At 42.1% G+C, this 15,727-nt stretch carries 14 protein-coding genes; 2 read left to right on the forward strand and 12 right to left on the reverse strand.

Annotated elements, in window-relative coordinates; genetic code table 11:
* Nucleotides 1-119: 119 nt before the first annotated feature.
* The gene (locus H6A34_RS06725) at nucleotides 120-539 is read right to left on the reverse strand and encodes a hypothetical protein (protein WP_205104333.1); all 420 of its coding nucleotides are present in this window, start codon (nucleotides 537-539) and stop codon (nucleotides 120-122) included.
* Nucleotides 540-965: 426 nt separating this feature from the next.
* On the opposite strand from H6A34_RS06725, the gene H6A34_RS06730 reads away from it, so the two are divergent.
* Nucleotides 966-3,287 carry a polyribonucleotide nucleotidyltransferase gene (locus tag H6A34_RS06730; RefSeq protein WP_205104334.1) on the forward strand — a complete coding sequence of 774 codons (2,322 nt, stop codon included), beginning with the start codon at nucleotides 966-968 and terminating at the stop codon, nucleotides 3,285-3,287.
* A gap of 81 nt (nucleotides 3,288-3,368) precedes the next feature.
* Entirely contained in the window at nucleotides 3,369-3,932 is a 564-nt protein-coding gene (locus H6A34_RS06735) for a DKNYY domain-containing protein (RefSeq protein WP_205104335.1), read from the forward strand.
* Between the two features lie 117 nt (nucleotides 3,933-4,049).
* Here the strand turns inward: H6A34_RS06735 and H6A34_RS06740 are convergent, their stop codons facing one another.
* The 11 genes from H6A34_RS06740 to glf form a co-directional block, all read right to left on the reverse strand.
* Nucleotides 4,050-5,186: a glycosyltransferase family 4 protein gene (locus H6A34_RS06740; protein WP_205104337.1), complete on the reverse strand. Its 1,137-nt coding sequence runs from the start codon at nucleotides 5,184-5,186 to the stop codon at nucleotides 4,050-4,052.
* A gap of 181 nt (nucleotides 5,187-5,367) precedes the next feature.
* Nucleotides 5,368-6,603 (reverse strand): glycosyltransferase family 4 protein, encoded by a 1,236-nt coding sequence (locus H6A34_RS06745; protein WP_205104339.1) that lies wholly within the window; start codon nucleotides 6,601-6,603, stop codon nucleotides 5,368-5,370.
* A 230-nt stretch (nucleotides 6,604-6,833) separates the two neighbouring features.
* Nucleotides 6,834-7,850 (reverse strand): capsular polysaccharide synthesis protein, encoded by a 1,017-nt coding sequence (locus H6A34_RS06750; RefSeq protein ID WP_205104341.1) that lies wholly within the window; start codon nucleotides 7,848-7,850, stop codon nucleotides 6,834-6,836.
* A 5-nt stretch (nucleotides 7,851-7,855) separates the two neighbouring features.
* Nucleotides 7,856-8,959, reverse strand: coding sequence for a glycosyltransferase family 4 protein (locus H6A34_RS06755; protein WP_205104342.1), 1,104 nt, complete (start codon nucleotides 8,957-8,959; stop codon nucleotides 7,856-7,858).
* 39 nt (nucleotides 8,960-8,998) lie between these two features.
* On the reverse strand, nucleotides 8,999-9,607 hold the full coding sequence (locus H6A34_RS06760) for a serine O-acetyltransferase (RefSeq protein ID WP_205104344.1): 609 nt from the start codon (nucleotides 9,605-9,607) through the stop codon (nucleotides 8,999-9,001).
* A gap of 25 nt (nucleotides 9,608-9,632) precedes the next feature.
* Nucleotides 9,633-10,607 carry a DUF6625 family protein gene (locus H6A34_RS06765; RefSeq protein WP_205104346.1) on the reverse strand — a complete coding sequence of 325 codons (975 nt, stop codon included), beginning with the start codon at nucleotides 10,605-10,607 and terminating at the stop codon, nucleotides 9,633-9,635.
* A gap of 48 nt (nucleotides 10,608-10,655) precedes the next feature.
* Nucleotides 10,656-11,696 (reverse strand): alpha-1,2-fucosyltransferase, encoded by a 1,041-nt coding sequence (locus H6A34_RS06770; protein ID WP_205104348.1) that lies wholly within the window; start codon nucleotides 11,694-11,696, stop codon nucleotides 10,656-10,658.
* Between the two features lie 4 nt (nucleotides 11,697-11,700).
* Nucleotides 11,701-12,966 (reverse strand): O-antigen ligase family protein, encoded by a 1,266-nt coding sequence (locus H6A34_RS06775; RefSeq protein WP_205104350.1) that lies wholly within the window; start codon nucleotides 12,964-12,966, stop codon nucleotides 11,701-11,703.
* 126 nt (nucleotides 12,967-13,092) lie between these two features.
* Nucleotides 13,093-13,602: an acyltransferase gene (locus H6A34_RS06780; protein ID WP_205104352.1), complete on the reverse strand. Its 510-nt coding sequence runs from the start codon at nucleotides 13,600-13,602 to the stop codon at nucleotides 13,093-13,095.
* Between the two features lie 177 nt (nucleotides 13,603-13,779).
* Entirely contained in the window at nucleotides 13,780-14,604 is an 825-nt protein-coding gene (locus tag H6A34_RS06785; protein ID WP_205104354.1) for a DUF4422 domain-containing protein, read from the reverse strand.
* Nucleotides 14,594-15,727, reverse strand: a complete 1,134-nt coding sequence (gene glf, locus H6A34_RS06790) for a UDP-galactopyranose mutase (protein ID WP_205104374.1) — start codon at nucleotides 15,725-15,727, stop codon at nucleotides 14,594-14,596. Before glf ends, H6A34_RS06785 begins: the two co-directional genes overlap by 11 nt.

Raw genomic sequence — 15,727 nt, forward strand, 5'->3', positions numbered from 1 at the left:
CTGAATCTGTACGCAACAAGCAAAAGTATTGACTTTAACTACTTAGCGAACGACAGTGAGCGATAACTACTTTAACTCCTTTAACTACTGAAAATTCCTCCTTTAACTACTGAAGAAAATTACTTCCTCACGAGCTCCAGGTTGCCAGGAATCTTCTGCCACTTACCCCTGACGGCAAACTTCAGCGTGCTGCCGCCGTCCTTCTTGTACTCGTAAGTGCCGTCGTCATTTACCTTCAGCGTGGCGGTAAAGTCCTCGCTGCCATAGTCGTTGACCACCTCTATCTCGGCGGTCCGCCCGTCAATGAGCCTCGACGCCACGACAATCCACTTGGTCGAGCTTTGCGTCGAGCCGAAATATCCGTCAACTTCGCCGAGCACGTCCTGTCCGGGCACGGTTATGTTCTTGTCGTACAGATTAAGGCGTATGTATATTTTACACTCCTCGTTGCGTATCGTAGTGTCAAAAGGGCGCCCCTGCTGGGCCACGGCAGCGGCCGACACGAGCGACATGACGAATAAGAATAACAGTTTTCTCATGACCATTAGTGTTGTTTCGGCAAATGTAACTACTTTCGGCGAAATACCGCCAATGAGACATGCAAAGTTTTCTTAAAATACGAAAGGCCGTCTTTCACCTTCCGAAAGGCCGCCAAACGCGCGCCGAAAGGCCATCTTTCACAAGGCAAAAGGCAGCCTTTCGCAAGCATGTTAGCAAGTTACTGATAATCAATATGTTACCAAACACCCGCCAAAAGCAGTCAAGGCATGGCCCAGACAACCGGCATAGGCTGTGCCCCGGCACGCCTACGCGCAGCCGGCCGGCGCCATTGTGCCAGCCCATCCGCACGAAGTAAAAAAAGAATAAAATAACGTAGATTTAATGGCAAACACTCTTCGGTTAGTCAAAAAATAGTTACCTTTGCCCTGATTTTTTGATGTAAAAAAGATATTTTTTATTTTTAGATGAACGTAATTACCAAAACAGTTTCATTGCCTGACGGAAGGACCATCAGCATTGAAACCGGGAAAGTGGCAAAACAGGCTGACGGCTCTTGCATGCTCCGCATGGGAAACACCGTGTTGCTCGCCACTGTTTGTGCCGCAAAAGATGCAGTTCCCGGAACAGATTTCATGCCTTTGCAGGTTGAGTACAGAGAACAGTATGCCGCAGCCGGACGTTTTCCGGGCGGTTTCACCAAGCGCGAAGGCAAGGCAAGCGACAACGAAATCCTCACTTGCCGACTCGTTGACCGCGCGTTGCGCCCCCTTTTCCCGGCAGATTTCCACGCCGAGGTTTATGTAAACATCATTCTTTTTTCGGCTGACGGAGTAGACCAACCCGACGCTTTGGCAGGTTTCGCCGCTTCATGCGCCCTGGCTTGCTCGGACATACCTTTCGAGTGCCCCATATCTGAAGTGCGCGTAGCCCGCGTTAACGGCGAATACGTCGTTGACCCGACGTTCGAACAGATGAAGAACGCCGACATGGACATCATGGTCGGAGCGTCGAAAGACAATATCATGATGGTTGAGGGCGAGATGAACGAAGTGTCAGAGCAGGACCTCCTGCAGGCCCTCAAGGTGGCACAGGAAGCCATCCGCCCGATGTGCGAGCTTCAGGAAGAGCTCTCGAAGGAGCTCGGCACCGACGTGAAGCGCGAGTACTGCCACGAGGTAAACGACGAGGAGCTGCGCGAACAGCTCCGCAAGGAGACCTACGACAAGTGCTACGCCATAGCCGAGGCCGGCGACCATGACAAGAAGAGCCGCGAAGAAGCCTTCGACAAGATAAAGACCGACTTCGAGGAAGCGTACGCAGCAGCGCACAGCAACCTTACCGAAGAGGAACTGGAAGAGAAATACGCCCTCGTAGACCGCTACTACGCCGACGTTATGCGCGACTCAATGCGCCGCTGCATACTCGACGAAGGCAAGCGCCTTGACGGCCGCAAGACCGACGAGATACGCCCCATATGGTGCGAGGTGTCACCTCTGCCAATGCCTCACGGCAGCTCCATATTCACACGTGGCGAGACACAGAGCCTCACTACATGTACGCTCGGCACGAAACTCGACGAGAAACTCGTTGACGACGTGCTCGACCGCTCTTACCAGCGCTTCCTGCTGCACTACAACTTTCCGCCGTTCTGCACGGGCGAGGCTAAGGCCCAGCGTGGCGTAGGCCGCCGCGAGATAGGGCACGGCCACCTGGCTTGGCGCGCGCTGAAAGGCCAGATACCCGCAGAGTTCCCCTATACGGTACGCCTGGTATCGCAGATTCTCGAGAGCAACGGCTCTTCGTCAATGGCTACCGTATGCGCCGGAACACTGGCCCTGATGGACGCCGGAGTGCCCATGAAGAAGCCCGTGAGCGGTATCGCCATGGGTCTTATCAAGAACCCGGGCGAAGACAAGTACGCCGTTCTTAGCGACATCCTCGGCGACGAGGACCACTTGGGCGACATGGACTTCAAGACCACCGGTACAAAGGACGGTCTGACAGCCACCCAGATGGACATCAAGTGCGACGGTCTGAGCTTCGAAATACTCGAGAAAGCGCTCATGCAGGCAAAGGCCGGACGTGAGTACATCCTCGGCAAGCTGACCGACACTATCGCAGAACCGCGCGCAGAGCTGAAGCCGCAGGTACCGCGCATCGAGGCGTTCGACATCCCCAAGGAGTTCATCGGCGCCGTGATAGGCCCGGGCGGAAAGATAATCCAGCAGATGCAGGAAGAATCAGGAGCCACGATAACCATCGACGAAATCGACGGAGTTGGCAAGGTGCAGGTGAGCGCGCCCAACAAGGAGAGCATACAGAAGGCCATCGCCAAGATAAAGGCCATCGTAGCAATACCCGAGGTGGGCGAAGTGTACGAAGGAACCATCCGCTCAATCATGCCTTACGGCTGCTTCGTGGAGATACTTCCCGGCAAGGACGGACTTCTGCACATATCGGAAATCGACTGGAAGCGGCTTGAAACCGTTGAGGAAGCCGGCCTGAAAGAGGGCGACAAGATTACCGTCAAACTGATGGAAATCGACCCGAAGACAGGCAAATATAAACTGTCTCACCGCGTACTCATACCAAAACCCGAGGGATACGTTGAGCGTGAGCGCCGTCCGCGCCCCGAACGCCGTCCGCGTCCTGAGCGTGGCGAACGCCGTGAGAACCGCGAGCAGCGCCGCTTTGAGCACCGCCCGGCACGCGAGGAATACCATGACCCGCTGGCGCCGAGAGAGCCCAAGGACTTCAACGACAGCCTTGACCACGACAACTTCTAATCTATTGTCATATAAAAACGGGACGGCGACGGCACAAAATGCCGCCGCCGTCTTTATTTTCAACACCATAACAGCAACACCATGAACGCCAAAGCCATCATAATAGCCATGTCAGCATTGCTCTCAATACCGCTGCCAACCACCGCCACGCACGTCTGCGCCCAGGACACTACTCCGACAGCCACCATACAGAAAGGCCGCCACCACGGGCACAAAAAGCACTATCGAAACGACAGGAGCAAGTACATCGTAATAGACAACGAAGTGTTTTACCGCGGAAGAAAACTGGAAGACGCAAGCGCTCACTCGTTCTCCGACCTCGGATATGGCTACGCCAAGGACGCATTCAACGTATATTATAAAGGAAAAGAGATTGACGACGCAACGGCAGGTACGTTCACCATCCTCAAAGACGGATACGCCAAGGACGCGTTCAACGCTTATTATAAAGGAAAAGAGATTGACGGCGCATCGGCAGGAACGTTCACCATCCTCAAAGACGGATACGCCAAGGACGCATTCAACGCTTATTATAAAGGGCGGAGAATAGAGGGTGCCTCCGGCGCAAGCTTCAAGGTTATGTCCGACGGGTACGCAAAAGACTCGTTCAACACTTACTACAAAGGGCGCGAAACAAACTTTTAACACCCCAAAAGAACACATGCCAATTCTGCAGGATTATGCCGCTGATTAAACAGATAGGATATCCGGACAGATTAGTTTATCCATTTTTATTGCAAAGATAGCCATAAATCGTAATATTCAAGACTTATACAAAGAAGCAGATATTGTTCGGCTACCGCCACGATTTCTCCAATATACATCCCTAACTTGGTCGGCGATTTTTTCCCAATCGTACTTCTTCATATCGTAATCAATATGTTGCAGCGGCTGGTTCACTACAGTCTTCAGCTTTTCCGTCAAGGCATCTACATTACCGACAGGGAAATAATCGCTTTCAGGCAAGCCTACTTCCTTGTTTGCAGGAATGTCACTTACTATAACTTTTACGCCGTAGCTCATGGCTTCAAGCAAGGCAATAGGTAGTCCTTCGTGGCTCGACGGAAGACAATAACAAAGACAATTCGTCAACAATGAATGCAGCTTCTTGCCCTTGATAAAGCCAGTAAGGACGACCCCGTTCTTACTCGCCATTTCTCTCAGGCTGCGTGAATAGTCATCCTCAAAGTCAGTATCGCCGGCCAACACCAACTTTATATCTTCAACTTCATTTCTACTTTTAACCTTGGTAAATGCTTCAACCAAGTGATGTAAATTCTTTTCCGGCACGAAGCGGCACATACCAAGGATATACTTGCCTTTCTCTATGCCGAGTTCATTGAAGTATTCGGGATAATCACATATTTCCGGCTGCGACACACCGTTGTAAATCAAGTGTACGTGGCTTGTACGATTATATTTCCGCTTTATCAGGTTGCGTATCACGTCGGAAATGACAATCACCTCGTCAGCAAACATACAGCCCATGCGTTCGCCTAATTTCAGCATCGTCTTTGCAGCAAATCCCCACTTGTCTCTATCATAGTCAGGTCCGTGGTGGGTGAACACGACCTTCATTCCAAGCATCTTGGCGTATGGAACAAGCAATGCAGGGCCTATTGCGTGGATGTGCAGGATGTCAGCTTTTAACCTTTTTGCTTCATTGATGGCACGAAAAGTATGAATAATAGCCTCAAAGGATTTCTTCTTCGGGCTGTCGATATTAACCAACTTTACGCCTTTCCATTCCTTCAGGTCGTCCTTGACATAATCAGTCCTGCGTATCACGGTAACATCAAAGCCCCGTTTGGCGATTCTCGGAAACAGCTCCTCGCAATGCGTTTCCACGCCGCCCATGATGTTCGGGATGCCACGGGTACCAGTAACAACAATTTTCATGATTGTCTTATAATTTAAGGGATTTATGCTTACCTTTGTATCAAACAACTGGCAGACCTATGCACAGAGTATTTACAAACATAAAAGAACACATCTTATATGTATGGATAGTTTTTTCATCCATAATATCAGCCTTATGGCTAATTGTAAAAAATAAGAGAATCAAATGACATTCTCTTGCTTAATTCATTTTAACAAACTTGTCATAAAATCCAATAAGTTTGTTCCAGTAATTTTCTTTACTAAGATTATCATTGGCGAACTTTATCGTATTAGTACTAATTTTAGAATATTCATCCGCACTAATATTATCAGCCGTTTTTACAATGGTACGTAAGTCATCAACATTGCCGCTCTCGAACTGGAAACCAGTCTGACCGTTCACGACAATCTCTGGTATTCCGCCGATACGGGCACCGATTACAGGTGTACCAACTGAATAAGCCTCGATTATTGTCATCGGATTGTTCTCGTACCATTCCGACGGAACCATTACGAAGTAAGCATTGCTTACCAAGTCCGTCAGTTCCTTACCTGTCTTATAACCGAGGAACGCTACATTCTGCATTCCGTTATCCCTTGCAAAGGCTTTAAGTTCACCTTCTTTGGGTCCTGTTCCAACAACTCTCAAGTGGCATTGCGGTAAATCCTTGAATGCTTTGAGTAGTGTCATTACGCCTTTTTCATATGACAGACGGCCAAAGAACAGAAAATACTTGTCTGTCGGCATTGCCTTTGGCCCACTGACTATTGATGTCGAGAAGTTATATAGTGTGATGTTCGGTTTCGATTTTAGTGAAGGCATATATTTCTCTTGGATATTCCTTGCAAAGTTGCTGACATAGATGAAACCGTCGATATACTTTGCAGGGTTGAAAAATGCGTTGCGGAAGTATTGTTCAGCCGCCATAACCGCGCTCATCAGCTTGCTTCCCTTGCAGCACGTATGGGTGAAACATTTGTAGAAATATCTCCCTTGGCACGCCTCGCATATCTTGCCGTTACCATCGCGGAATGTATAAGCAGGGCAAACAATACGATAATCATGAACGGTAAAAAGCACAGGGATACTGTACTTTCTTAACACGGGGAATATCGACGGCGTAATTTGCCCCCACATCAAGTGAATATGCGCCACATCAGGTTTTTCATCTATTATCAGTTGTTCTATCTTTTTAGCTGCTTCGAAATGATAAAAGTAATTTATCATGTTCTTGACTTGTTTCAATGGGCCACGCCGCGTTTCCTTTGATTCAGGGAAATACTTGCTGTAAGGCGACGGGCGGTTGTCTTTCCATTTCAGCGTGAAATAAACGACTTTGTGCCCGTGTTCCTCCAACAGACGGCCTGTATTGAAGCATACTGTCTCTGCCCCACCTTTGTTGAAGTTGTAGACGTCTATTAAAAGAATTTTCATGAATGCTTTTAATTTTCACCATTCATCTTTCACGCACATATACAGTAATACACTGTATGTCAATACCTTAAGCATAAAAGAGAGGTTGTAAAGATGAATTGGCAACAGCCTTTCATTGAAGGCTATGTTTAAACAATGGCTTTTTACCGTGCAATATGCCGCAAAACGGACGGTAAAAGAGCACTTTTTAGATTATAAAATACGGCCTTTTATAAAACTGATAATTACAGTTAAGCAAGCGCACCGTCAATCAGCTTGCCGTAGAAAGTTTCCTTGCCTTCAACGTTCTTGTCAAAACTTTGTTTCCATGTCAGCTTGTACAGGCAGGTGTCTTCACTGATGTGCCGCCATGTGTTCTCGTTGAACGGCTGACCGAGAACTTTGAAAAGCTCATCGCACCATTTGTTGTTTGGCTGTATCTTCGCAAATGCGTTGGCAATTTCTTTGTCGTGACACTGAGCGAGGACTACCGCATAATCAACAAGCAGGTAGTCAACCAGTTTTTCGCTCTCTTTCCAATACTGACAAAGAAAGTCAAAGATAACCTTGAACATCCATCGATTTTCATAACTGCAACCTAATGAATATCCTGCGAAATAACCTCCAGCAACTGAACAATGCAGGTAATCAGGGCGCTTAATCGACCACAGCGGCAGCCTCATATATTCTTCAAAACAAGGCTTAGTACAGAAGAAAGTCGAGTCAATCCAAATACCACCATATCTCGAAAGGATATTCATACGGAGCAAGTCTGAATAATGAGTCCTTGAAAAGATTCCAGCATTTCGTTTTTTCTCAACCCATTCTGGAAATGACACATGGTTCTTATAGTTGTCTTCCGTGATGAAGATGATATCGCATTTACCGGCATTACGCCTTATCGAGTCGACACACGCCTTCACTATTTCTGGTGCATTGTCTATGCCCTGCCACCAGCAAATCCATATCTTGTTACACAACTTCGGGTCACAGTCTGGCATATCTACTGGTCTTTGGTAATTGTCCCAATATTCCTTGAACTTGTCCTCAAGGAAGTCGAGCATAATTTTGTGCTTCCTCAACAGCCGGTTCCTTACCTTCTCCGGCTCCTTGAACCCATTGCGGTTCATTATCTGTATGTCCACCTTCGCCCTTAGCGTCACCCAAGCCGCCCTCCATGAGATGACCCGTGCCACGTCATACGTCGCCTTCAGTTCCTCCAAACTGCGTTGTACAATCCTCCGTAAACTGTTATGTTTTTGTGCCATATTTGCTAATTTTTTATTTTTGTATATTCCTCTAAATATTTTCTCGCAGTGACTGACACATCATAATTATTGCATACGTATTGCTTTGCTTTCTCCGCTTTGTCCATAGCTTCTGAATAAAGCCTTTGTATACAAACAATCTTGTTCACCAAATCATCAACATCCCCATTCTTAAAAGTCCAACCATATTTTTCATTGCAAGTAATTTCAGCCGGCCCTTCTCCTTCAGTAACCAAAACAGGCAACTGTGCAGCCATTGCTTCTGCTACAGTCAAACCAAATCCTTCATAACGTGAAGGTTGTACGAATAAATCATAATTTTGCAAGTTTTCAGAAATAAACGACTGAGGCTTTTTCCCGAGGAAGTGTACATAACGTTCTGTATCCAGACTTCTTGATAAACCGTTTAAGTATGCTAAACTTTCACCATCGCCAATAAAATCCACTTCAATCAATCCATTTAACTCAGCAACGGCCTTTATCAATAAATCCTGCCCCTTCTTCTTATAGTCAAGACGGCTTACTTGTATCAATCTCATTGGACGGTTCATTCCCTTTTGTCGCCGCTGCTTAAACATTGATGTATCTATCCCGTTATTTACGACAATGCTCTCAACACCAAACTTGTCAAGTAATTCTTTTTGGACAATATTGCTTATGGAGAAGACTTGTGGTATTTTATCAAGATAGGCAACATTACCAGCCAACCTGAAATTCATGGCAAGGATTTTTCTTTGTAATATTGAATTACCATGAAGTAAACCATAAGGAACATCGTGAAGCGTAGTACAAGTAATACTTCTCAAACGCCGTGAAAAAATCAATCCAAACAGGTGCGGATCGTGTAGATGAACGATATCCGGCTTAATTTTGAGTAAAGCCCTATTAAACTTAAATATGAATAGCGCTCCTTTTGAATGTAACTTACGATGCAAAAAAATAATCTTTACATTTTCATTTAAGGCACTTATTAATGTACTGTCACAATTGTCATTAATAATTATTATGTACACATTAGCACCTAATTGAGCTTGTGCGTTTGCAATGTTGACCAACATTGTCTCAATACCACCAAACATCAAGCTCCAAAAAACATGAACAATCTTCATGATTTTACTTTTTAGCAAATTTTCATTATCCCAAACCCTTCATTGGCAAATCCATTTGTTTAGGATATAGTCTTCGTGCTTGTTTACACCAATTACTTTTGCCGGAACTCCAGCAGCTGTTGAGCCACTTGGAATATCTTTCGTTACTACAGCACCGGCACCGATACATACATTTGACCCAATCTTGACATCCTCAACAATGCAAACACCAGGCCCGATATAAACATTGTCACCGATGACAGCAGCTTTACCTTCATTGCTTCCTATCGTTGTAAACTGCGACAAATTCACGTTGTTGCCAATTATTGCTGTAGGATTTACTATTATTCCATAACCATGGCCTATGTACAGCCCATAACCTATAATTGTTGACGAAGGGATGTCCAATCCATATTTTATGGAACATCGGTGAAGCATCCACTTGCAGAATGGATAAAGGACACCTTTATGGGCAGACAGACGTAACCAAAAATTATAACGAAAACAATGGTTGCGGAAAGTCGCAACCCATAACTGTAAGAATGTTATATTTTTATCCCCTCCAATACGAAAATAGTCACTTTTCAGCAACGTTATGCAATCTTTGTAATTTTGTGGAATAGGCACAACAGTGTCTGTATCTAAAATTTTTATTCGTTTTAAATTCATGATACTGGCTTGTATTGAATTATGCTTAAGGCAAGGAGATTCCTTTCCTGTCAATTCTTATTTCCTTGTCATTGAAAAATGATAAATCATATTCTAATGGAACATGATAAAATTCGTTTTCATTCCAGAAAGTTCCTTTATGTAGGTATAGATTCTTTTTAAGAAAAAGGAAATGTAAATAAATTAAGTCTCTTTCGGTGGGGAAAGCTGTTATTTGTCCATTTTTAAAAATCCAGTAGTCTTCCGGCCTATCAGACTGCCAAACCTTTTCAGGAATGGCACAATGAGTAGTGTACATTTCTTGAAAGCTATAATGAGGCCGGCGTATCAACTTGAAAAGTATTCGATGCATATTGTTTATAAAAGAAAAAGTTTTTTCCCGTTTATCGAACACTTCCGTATCATGAAAAAATACATCTCTACATTTGTAAATGAACTTATCCAATAAATAATGTTCTGGAAGTAATATCTTTGTAAGACCAATTTCATCCAAACCTACATTTACTACTCCGCAAAGTAATTTTTCCCAATGCTTAATAGTAAATGGCAGTTGCCTGAAATTTTCAATATTCTTGAAAAGGCAGAAATGCCCTGACACCTTGTATCCATGGGTAGAAATAACTTCATATCCAGCCGATGTCTTACTTTTGACAAAATCGCTAATGTTCCCGAATACAAGGTCAATGTCACAGAAGCCCCAATAATCATAAGAACTTAACAAATCTTGGTAAACATATCCATAAAAAGGCCTTAAATCACACAATTTATAGGCTTTCTGCGGATGGAAATCTATATTCAATCTTTCAGAAATTGTATCACAGTAATCATTCCAGCTTATTTTCTTGACAAAGACATTCGGTATTGACAAATATTTCGCATCAAAATCAATATCAGTGAAAAAATAAAAATCGAGGTTTCTGTTTTTCATCACAGAAAAGAAAAATAAGTCAGACCACCTTGGAAGTTTCCCAAAATACGGGATAATCAGTGCTGTTTTCATCTGTTTTTATTTATGTCATAGCTAAATTAATACCGTAAAATCAGATATTCAAAAGTGGTTGGTTGAATTATATGCCCAATCAGGAGTACACGTAATTTTATCAGGATTAGTATTTAAGTATGCTCCCCACCAACCAAAAGAACTATTTGTTATTATGTTATGTTTGCAATAAGACATTAACTGCATGTCACGAAAAGAATCGTTGCCTTTGTTCCACGTCACAAATTTTATATTATCCCTGTTTTTTGTCAGTCCAAATATGTTTAAGTTTTTCATGCACCATTCTGAACTTCCGGGGTCACAGAAGAAGTAGAATACTGGACTGTCGACGTGCTTTTTTATGTAGCTCACGGCTCTTTTGAAGTACCCTCCTTGATAATAAACCCATGTACGTCCCAACATGTCTCCTCGTCGAGCATGAATAGCAACGGAGTTAGTCGACCTTAACATTGATGCAAGTTGTCTATTGCGCTCATCCTTAATTTCAGGAAAGACAAACGACTTCAATATATCATCTTTAATTTGTTCGATACCGTTATCCCTGAAAATAAACGAAAATTTTTGCCCAAGGTAAGCGTCATGGTATTTACCGAACAAATAAGTTTTATGATTATACTGGTTAACATAAGCCTTTGTATCTATAATCTGTTTGTGCCGTAAGTAATAATATTTAAGAAGCTGTACTTGTCTTGACTTACCGAAAAAAGACTTTATTGCCGACTTTTGCGGATATTCATTGTTTATTTGACACATATTTTCCAGATTATGCCCAATGTCGGAAAGTGCCTTAGTAACATAAGGCGAATAGTTCCAATTCTTCCGCCAGAACTCGCTTTTTACAAGACAGTCTTTTACATATTGATAATCCTTTTCCGATAGTAAATCTTTTAAATTCGGTATTTTTAAGCCGAATACACGTTCAAGTTCAAATCCATTCCACTGGGATATGGTTTTGTCACACTCGGGTATTTCGTACACCAGTGTTTCTGTATATATGTCTTCGCCGGGATTTGACTTCTTTAACGCCAAATATTCACAATAGGCAAGCATTTGGTTGCCCAAGCCAGAATCGATATGGAATAAAATCATTGTGTTAGTTTATTTTACTAAAAAGAGCTTTATCTTTTTCTCTTTTAAATGGATATTCTGAGTATTTCTGGAAGATTGTCGCCATAGCGATAAAATACATAACAAAATTCTTTGGTTCTGACAATGCACTGCCTGATATAGAACCTACAAAAAGCATTATAATCATTGCTGAACAAACTATAGTAAACGCATTTGCTTTCCTGTCTTTATATAGGAATATTGCAAAATTGACAAGCATACACAAATAAATAATACTACCTACAAAACCATGTCGCGACAAAAGGTTGCCATAAGAAATGTCAGGCGTATAAAGTTGGTATGTTTCTCCTGTACTTTCATCCCTTAATCCTATCATAAAATTATATTTCTTGTTTACTATAGGTTGGCTATCAGATATCAATCCAAGACCAAAAATCTGTTCGCCTATGGGCCGATGAATTAAATAGTCAAAACGTTCATAAACCCATGCAATACGATAAGTCAAGGTTCCACCCTCACCCATATTGTAATCTTTGAAGCCAGAAGCCGACAATGCAGATAAATCCTCACTTGTTCCACCGCTATCAAATCTTTCAGAAATCATACCGATAAAAGGTATTAGCAAAATACCAACTATTGCAATTGTTTTCAACAACTTTGAAGCCTTACCCAAAAACAACATACTTAAGATGACGATCATTAATGTGGAAAAAATACCTGTCCTTCCGAGCGTACAAACCAATGCAACAAGAAATATCGCACGATATAAGTTGACACGTTTCCCAAAATACCTCGGAGCTACAAATGTAAGGGCAAGGAATAAGTCCAGTAATGCAGGGCTATTGTAAATTCGTAATAAACCTGTTGCACCATCTTTTTCAGGTTCTGCATCATATGGCATTAATGGTTGCCCTACAATTATCTGGCAAAAGAAAAGCACAGCTGTTACAAGTGTTATCCAAAACAAAATGGGCATTAATTTCTGTAGCTCATCTGGCTTAATTCTAAATAAAATAGGTAAAGAGAAAATCAACAGATAACTACGTCCGCCTTGTAATATTTGATAAAACGAAAATCCGTAATGAATATAAGAGAAGGCTATGTCACAAATAAAAAATACAAGAAAAAGTTTATACCACCACATAAACTTTGCATGTGGGAATTTATACCTGTTGATCAAAATCAAATGTAATGAAATAAAAAATGTATATACGACAGCCATATCTTCATTCTTTACGCCTATTACTTTATCTATTAAGATACCGAATCCTCCTCCACTTGACCCCAACATAAAACTGAGATATAAGAGGTATGACAAGTATCTGTACCGAGGCTTAAAATACAGGTATAATGCAATAAGTAAAAGAACGATGCCTAACATAAAAAAATATTTGTATTGATTTGTCTTGCCGGAAAATTATGGCTTTGGTTCTCCGTAATACCTTGTTACGTCGGTCTTTTTTACTACGGCCGGATTTCCTGCAATCAAAGCGTTTTCTTCTTCAAAACTTTTTGTGACAACAGCACATGAAGCTATAATGCAGCCTTGGGCAATATGCACATCTTTTAAAATTGTTGATTTCTGGCCAGTCCAAACATTTTCACCTATCACAATTGGTTTGTGACAATGTGAAACCTTACCAGTTTCTACGTCCACTACGTTATGCCAGTCTGTGTCCATAACCATTGTTTCCCATCCAAGCAGGACATTATTTTTGAATGTGATATTGTCCGCACATACAATTCTTGCTTCAGACGTATTGCAGAAATTATCACCGATTGTCAAAGTAGCACCGTCACAAACGCAAATTTTACATCCATGGCCGAACCTAACAACTCCGTTTGCCACAATCTTTCCATTCAGTTCTAATATGCTTGGCGAGAAACGCTTGTCGTAAATGCCTACATTACCGAAACCAATGCTCATCCTCCCCCCCCATTAACAATTATTAAGCCTCCGCCTTTTGTCCTACAATTCCAGCGTACTAGTACCGGCAACTTCCAACACGGCACGTTCTTACAATATTTATGGCTGACGTAAAGACTCTTGGGTATGGATAAAATTTTTTCTAACCGGTTATTCATTGATATAATGTGTTTTTAATCAAAAAATGTTTATCCCGTCATTATTTAAACCGACAACTACCGCAGGAGCAAACATCGTTGAGTCAATGTGCTTAGGATGATGTCTGTTGAATAGTTTGTATATGTATTTTGATTTTGAAAACCTATTTTTACCTTTTTCTCCAATAAATCCGACTATGTTTTCGTGTTTTATTTTTAAATTGTTATGGTAAGAATAAATTGGTAATAGAATCTCACCAAAATATCCAAATATACGTTTTAACCTCGAATATCCCGACAATCTGACTACTTTCTCACATTCAAATAATACGTTGAATTCCCAGTCACAATACTTGTCAAACAAATCCTTTCTGCATATGCACATATTAAAAGGGATGTCAACATTTCCGTAAAGATAGTTCAAAATATCCTGTTCATAATCCGGAAACATTTTTTTCAAAGTCATGACAAAAATCGCTATATCCTCTTGTGTGAGATCGCTGATTAGCTTATTTATTATTCCTCCACTTTTAACTCCTCGATAAATTGGTGTCGGTAAAATTATGTCATAATAGCTTAAGACTTTGTCCAATAATTCTGCTGTATAGTAAGTCTCAAAATATCTACGATAATGACATAATCCGATATATTCACATTGAAGATTCTTCCACGCCCAATATTGAGCTGTCAGCTCACAGTAGTTTGGATTCTTTTCGCTGATATTGTCGCCCATGTTATCGCCCAATATACCCAAATCATATTTTGAATTTGCCTTGCCTACTTGTATCGGTGTATAAATCTCGTCATAATAAACACGGTCTGGTTTGTGAGTAACAACCAAAATGACAGCTTTCTTATTTTCCATAAAATATATTTAAAACTTTTTCAATTATCGGTGCCATGTCATAGTATTTATATTCAGCCAACCTGCCTCCGAAAATGACATTCATTTCATTATCGGCAAGTTCTTTATATTGAGAGTAAAGTTTGGTATTCGTCTTATCATTGACAGGATAGTAAGATTCCATGCCATCTTCCCATTCAGTTGAATATTCTTTTGAAATAACTGTCTTGGGGCAATCATAAACTTGTTGACCGAACATTTCAAAATGCTTGTGCTCAATAATTCTTGTATATGGAATATCTCGCTCTGTGTAATTTACGACTGCATTACCTTGATAATTTGGCTTGTCAATTATTTCTTGCTCAAATCTTACGGTACGATAGTTCAGCTTACCATAACGGTAGTCATAAAACTCGTCGATTTTCCCTGTAAATACAATCTTGTCGGCAATGTTCTCCCAATATCTTCTATTTTCAAAGAAATCTGTGCCAGTTTTTGTTTCAATGTCTGCAAGCAAGCCTTCTATCAACTTATTATAGCCGCCTATTGGTACACCTTGGTATTTGTCGTTGAAATAGTTATTGTCAAAAACAAGACGGACTGGCAGACGCTTGATGATAAAAGCAGGAAGTTCTGTACATCTACGTCCCCACTGCTTCTCAGTATAGCCCTTTATCAGCTTTTCGTAAATGTCTTTTCCTATGAGCACCTGCGCCTGTTCTTCAAGATTACGAGGTTCGGTAACTCCGTCAGCTTGCATTCTTGCAACTGCCTCAGCTTTTTGTTCATCAATCTTTGTCTGAGCTTCTTCGGGTGTTGTCACGCCCCACATCTGGTAAAACGTATTCATGTTGAACGGCAGATTGTACAACTTACCTTTATAATTTGCGACAGGAGAGTTTGTATAGCGGTTGAATTCAACAATGGAATTTACGAAATCCCATACCTGCTTATTTGAGGTGTGGAAGATGTGCGCCCCATATTTATGTACGTTAATGCCTTCAATATTTTCGCAATAAACGTTTCCGCCGAGATGCGGACGCTTGTCTATAACCAAGCACTTTTTGCCCTGCTTATGTGCAAAGTAGGCAAACGTAGCCCCAAACAAGCCAGAGCCGACTATCAAATAATCATAAAGTTTCAT

Source organism: Marseilla massiliensis, assembly GCF_016899855.1.
Lineage (GTDB): Bacteria > Bacteroidota > Bacteroidia > Bacteroidales > Bacteroidaceae > Prevotella.

What these genes read in the sequence shown, in the direction of transcription:
- H6A34_RS06725 (WP_205104333.1), bottom strand. Translation starts at nt 539, where the DNA reads ATGAGAAAACTGTTATTCTTATTCGTCATGTCGCTCGTGTCGGCCGCT.
- H6A34_RS06730 (WP_205104334.1), top strand. Translation starts at nt 966, where the DNA reads ATGAACGTAATTACCAAAACAGTTTCATTGCCTGACGGAAGGACCATC.
- H6A34_RS06735 (WP_205104335.1), top strand. Translation starts at nt 3,369, where the DNA reads ATGAACGCCAAAGCCATCATAATAGCCATGTCAGCATTGCTCTCAATA.
- H6A34_RS06740 (WP_205104337.1), bottom strand. Translation starts at nt 5,186, where the DNA reads ATGAAAATTGTTGTTACTGGTACCCGTGGCATCCCGAACATCATGGGC.
- H6A34_RS06745 (WP_205104339.1), bottom strand. Translation starts at nt 6,603, where the DNA reads ATGAAAATTCTTTTAATAGACGTCTACAACTTCAACAAAGGTGGGGCA.
- H6A34_RS06750 (WP_205104341.1), bottom strand. Translation starts at nt 7,850, where the DNA reads ATGGCACAAAAACATAACAGTTTACGGAGGATTGTACAACGCAGTTTG.
- H6A34_RS06755 (WP_205104342.1), bottom strand. Translation starts at nt 8,959, where the DNA reads ATGAAGATTGTTCATGTTTTTTGGAGCTTGATGTTTGGTGGTATTGAG.
- H6A34_RS06760 (WP_205104344.1), bottom strand. Translation starts at nt 9,607, where the DNA reads ATGAATTTAAAACGAATAAAAATTTTAGATACAGACACTGTTGTGCCT.
- H6A34_RS06765 (WP_205104346.1), bottom strand. Translation starts at nt 10,607, where the DNA reads ATGAAAACAGCACTGATTATCCCGTATTTTGGGAAACTTCCAAGGTGG.
- H6A34_RS06770 (WP_205104348.1), bottom strand. Translation starts at nt 11,696, where the DNA reads ATGATTTTATTCCATATCGATTCTGGCTTGGGCAACCAAATGCTTGCC.
- H6A34_RS06775 (WP_205104350.1), bottom strand. Translation starts at nt 12,966, where the DNA reads ATGTTGGGGTCAAGTGGAGGAGGATTCGGTATCTTAATAGATAAAGTA.
- H6A34_RS06780 (WP_205104352.1), bottom strand. Translation starts at nt 13,602, where the DNA reads ATGAGCATTGGTTTCGGTAATGTAGGCATTTACGACAAGCGTTTCTCG.
- H6A34_RS06785 (WP_205104354.1), bottom strand. Translation starts at nt 14,604, where the DNA reads ATGGAAAATAAGAAAGCTGTCATTTTGGTTGTTACTCACAAACCAGAC.
- glf (WP_205104374.1), bottom strand. Translation starts at nt 15,727, where the DNA reads ATGAAACTTTATGATTATTTGATAGTCGGCTCTGGCTTGTTTGGGGCT.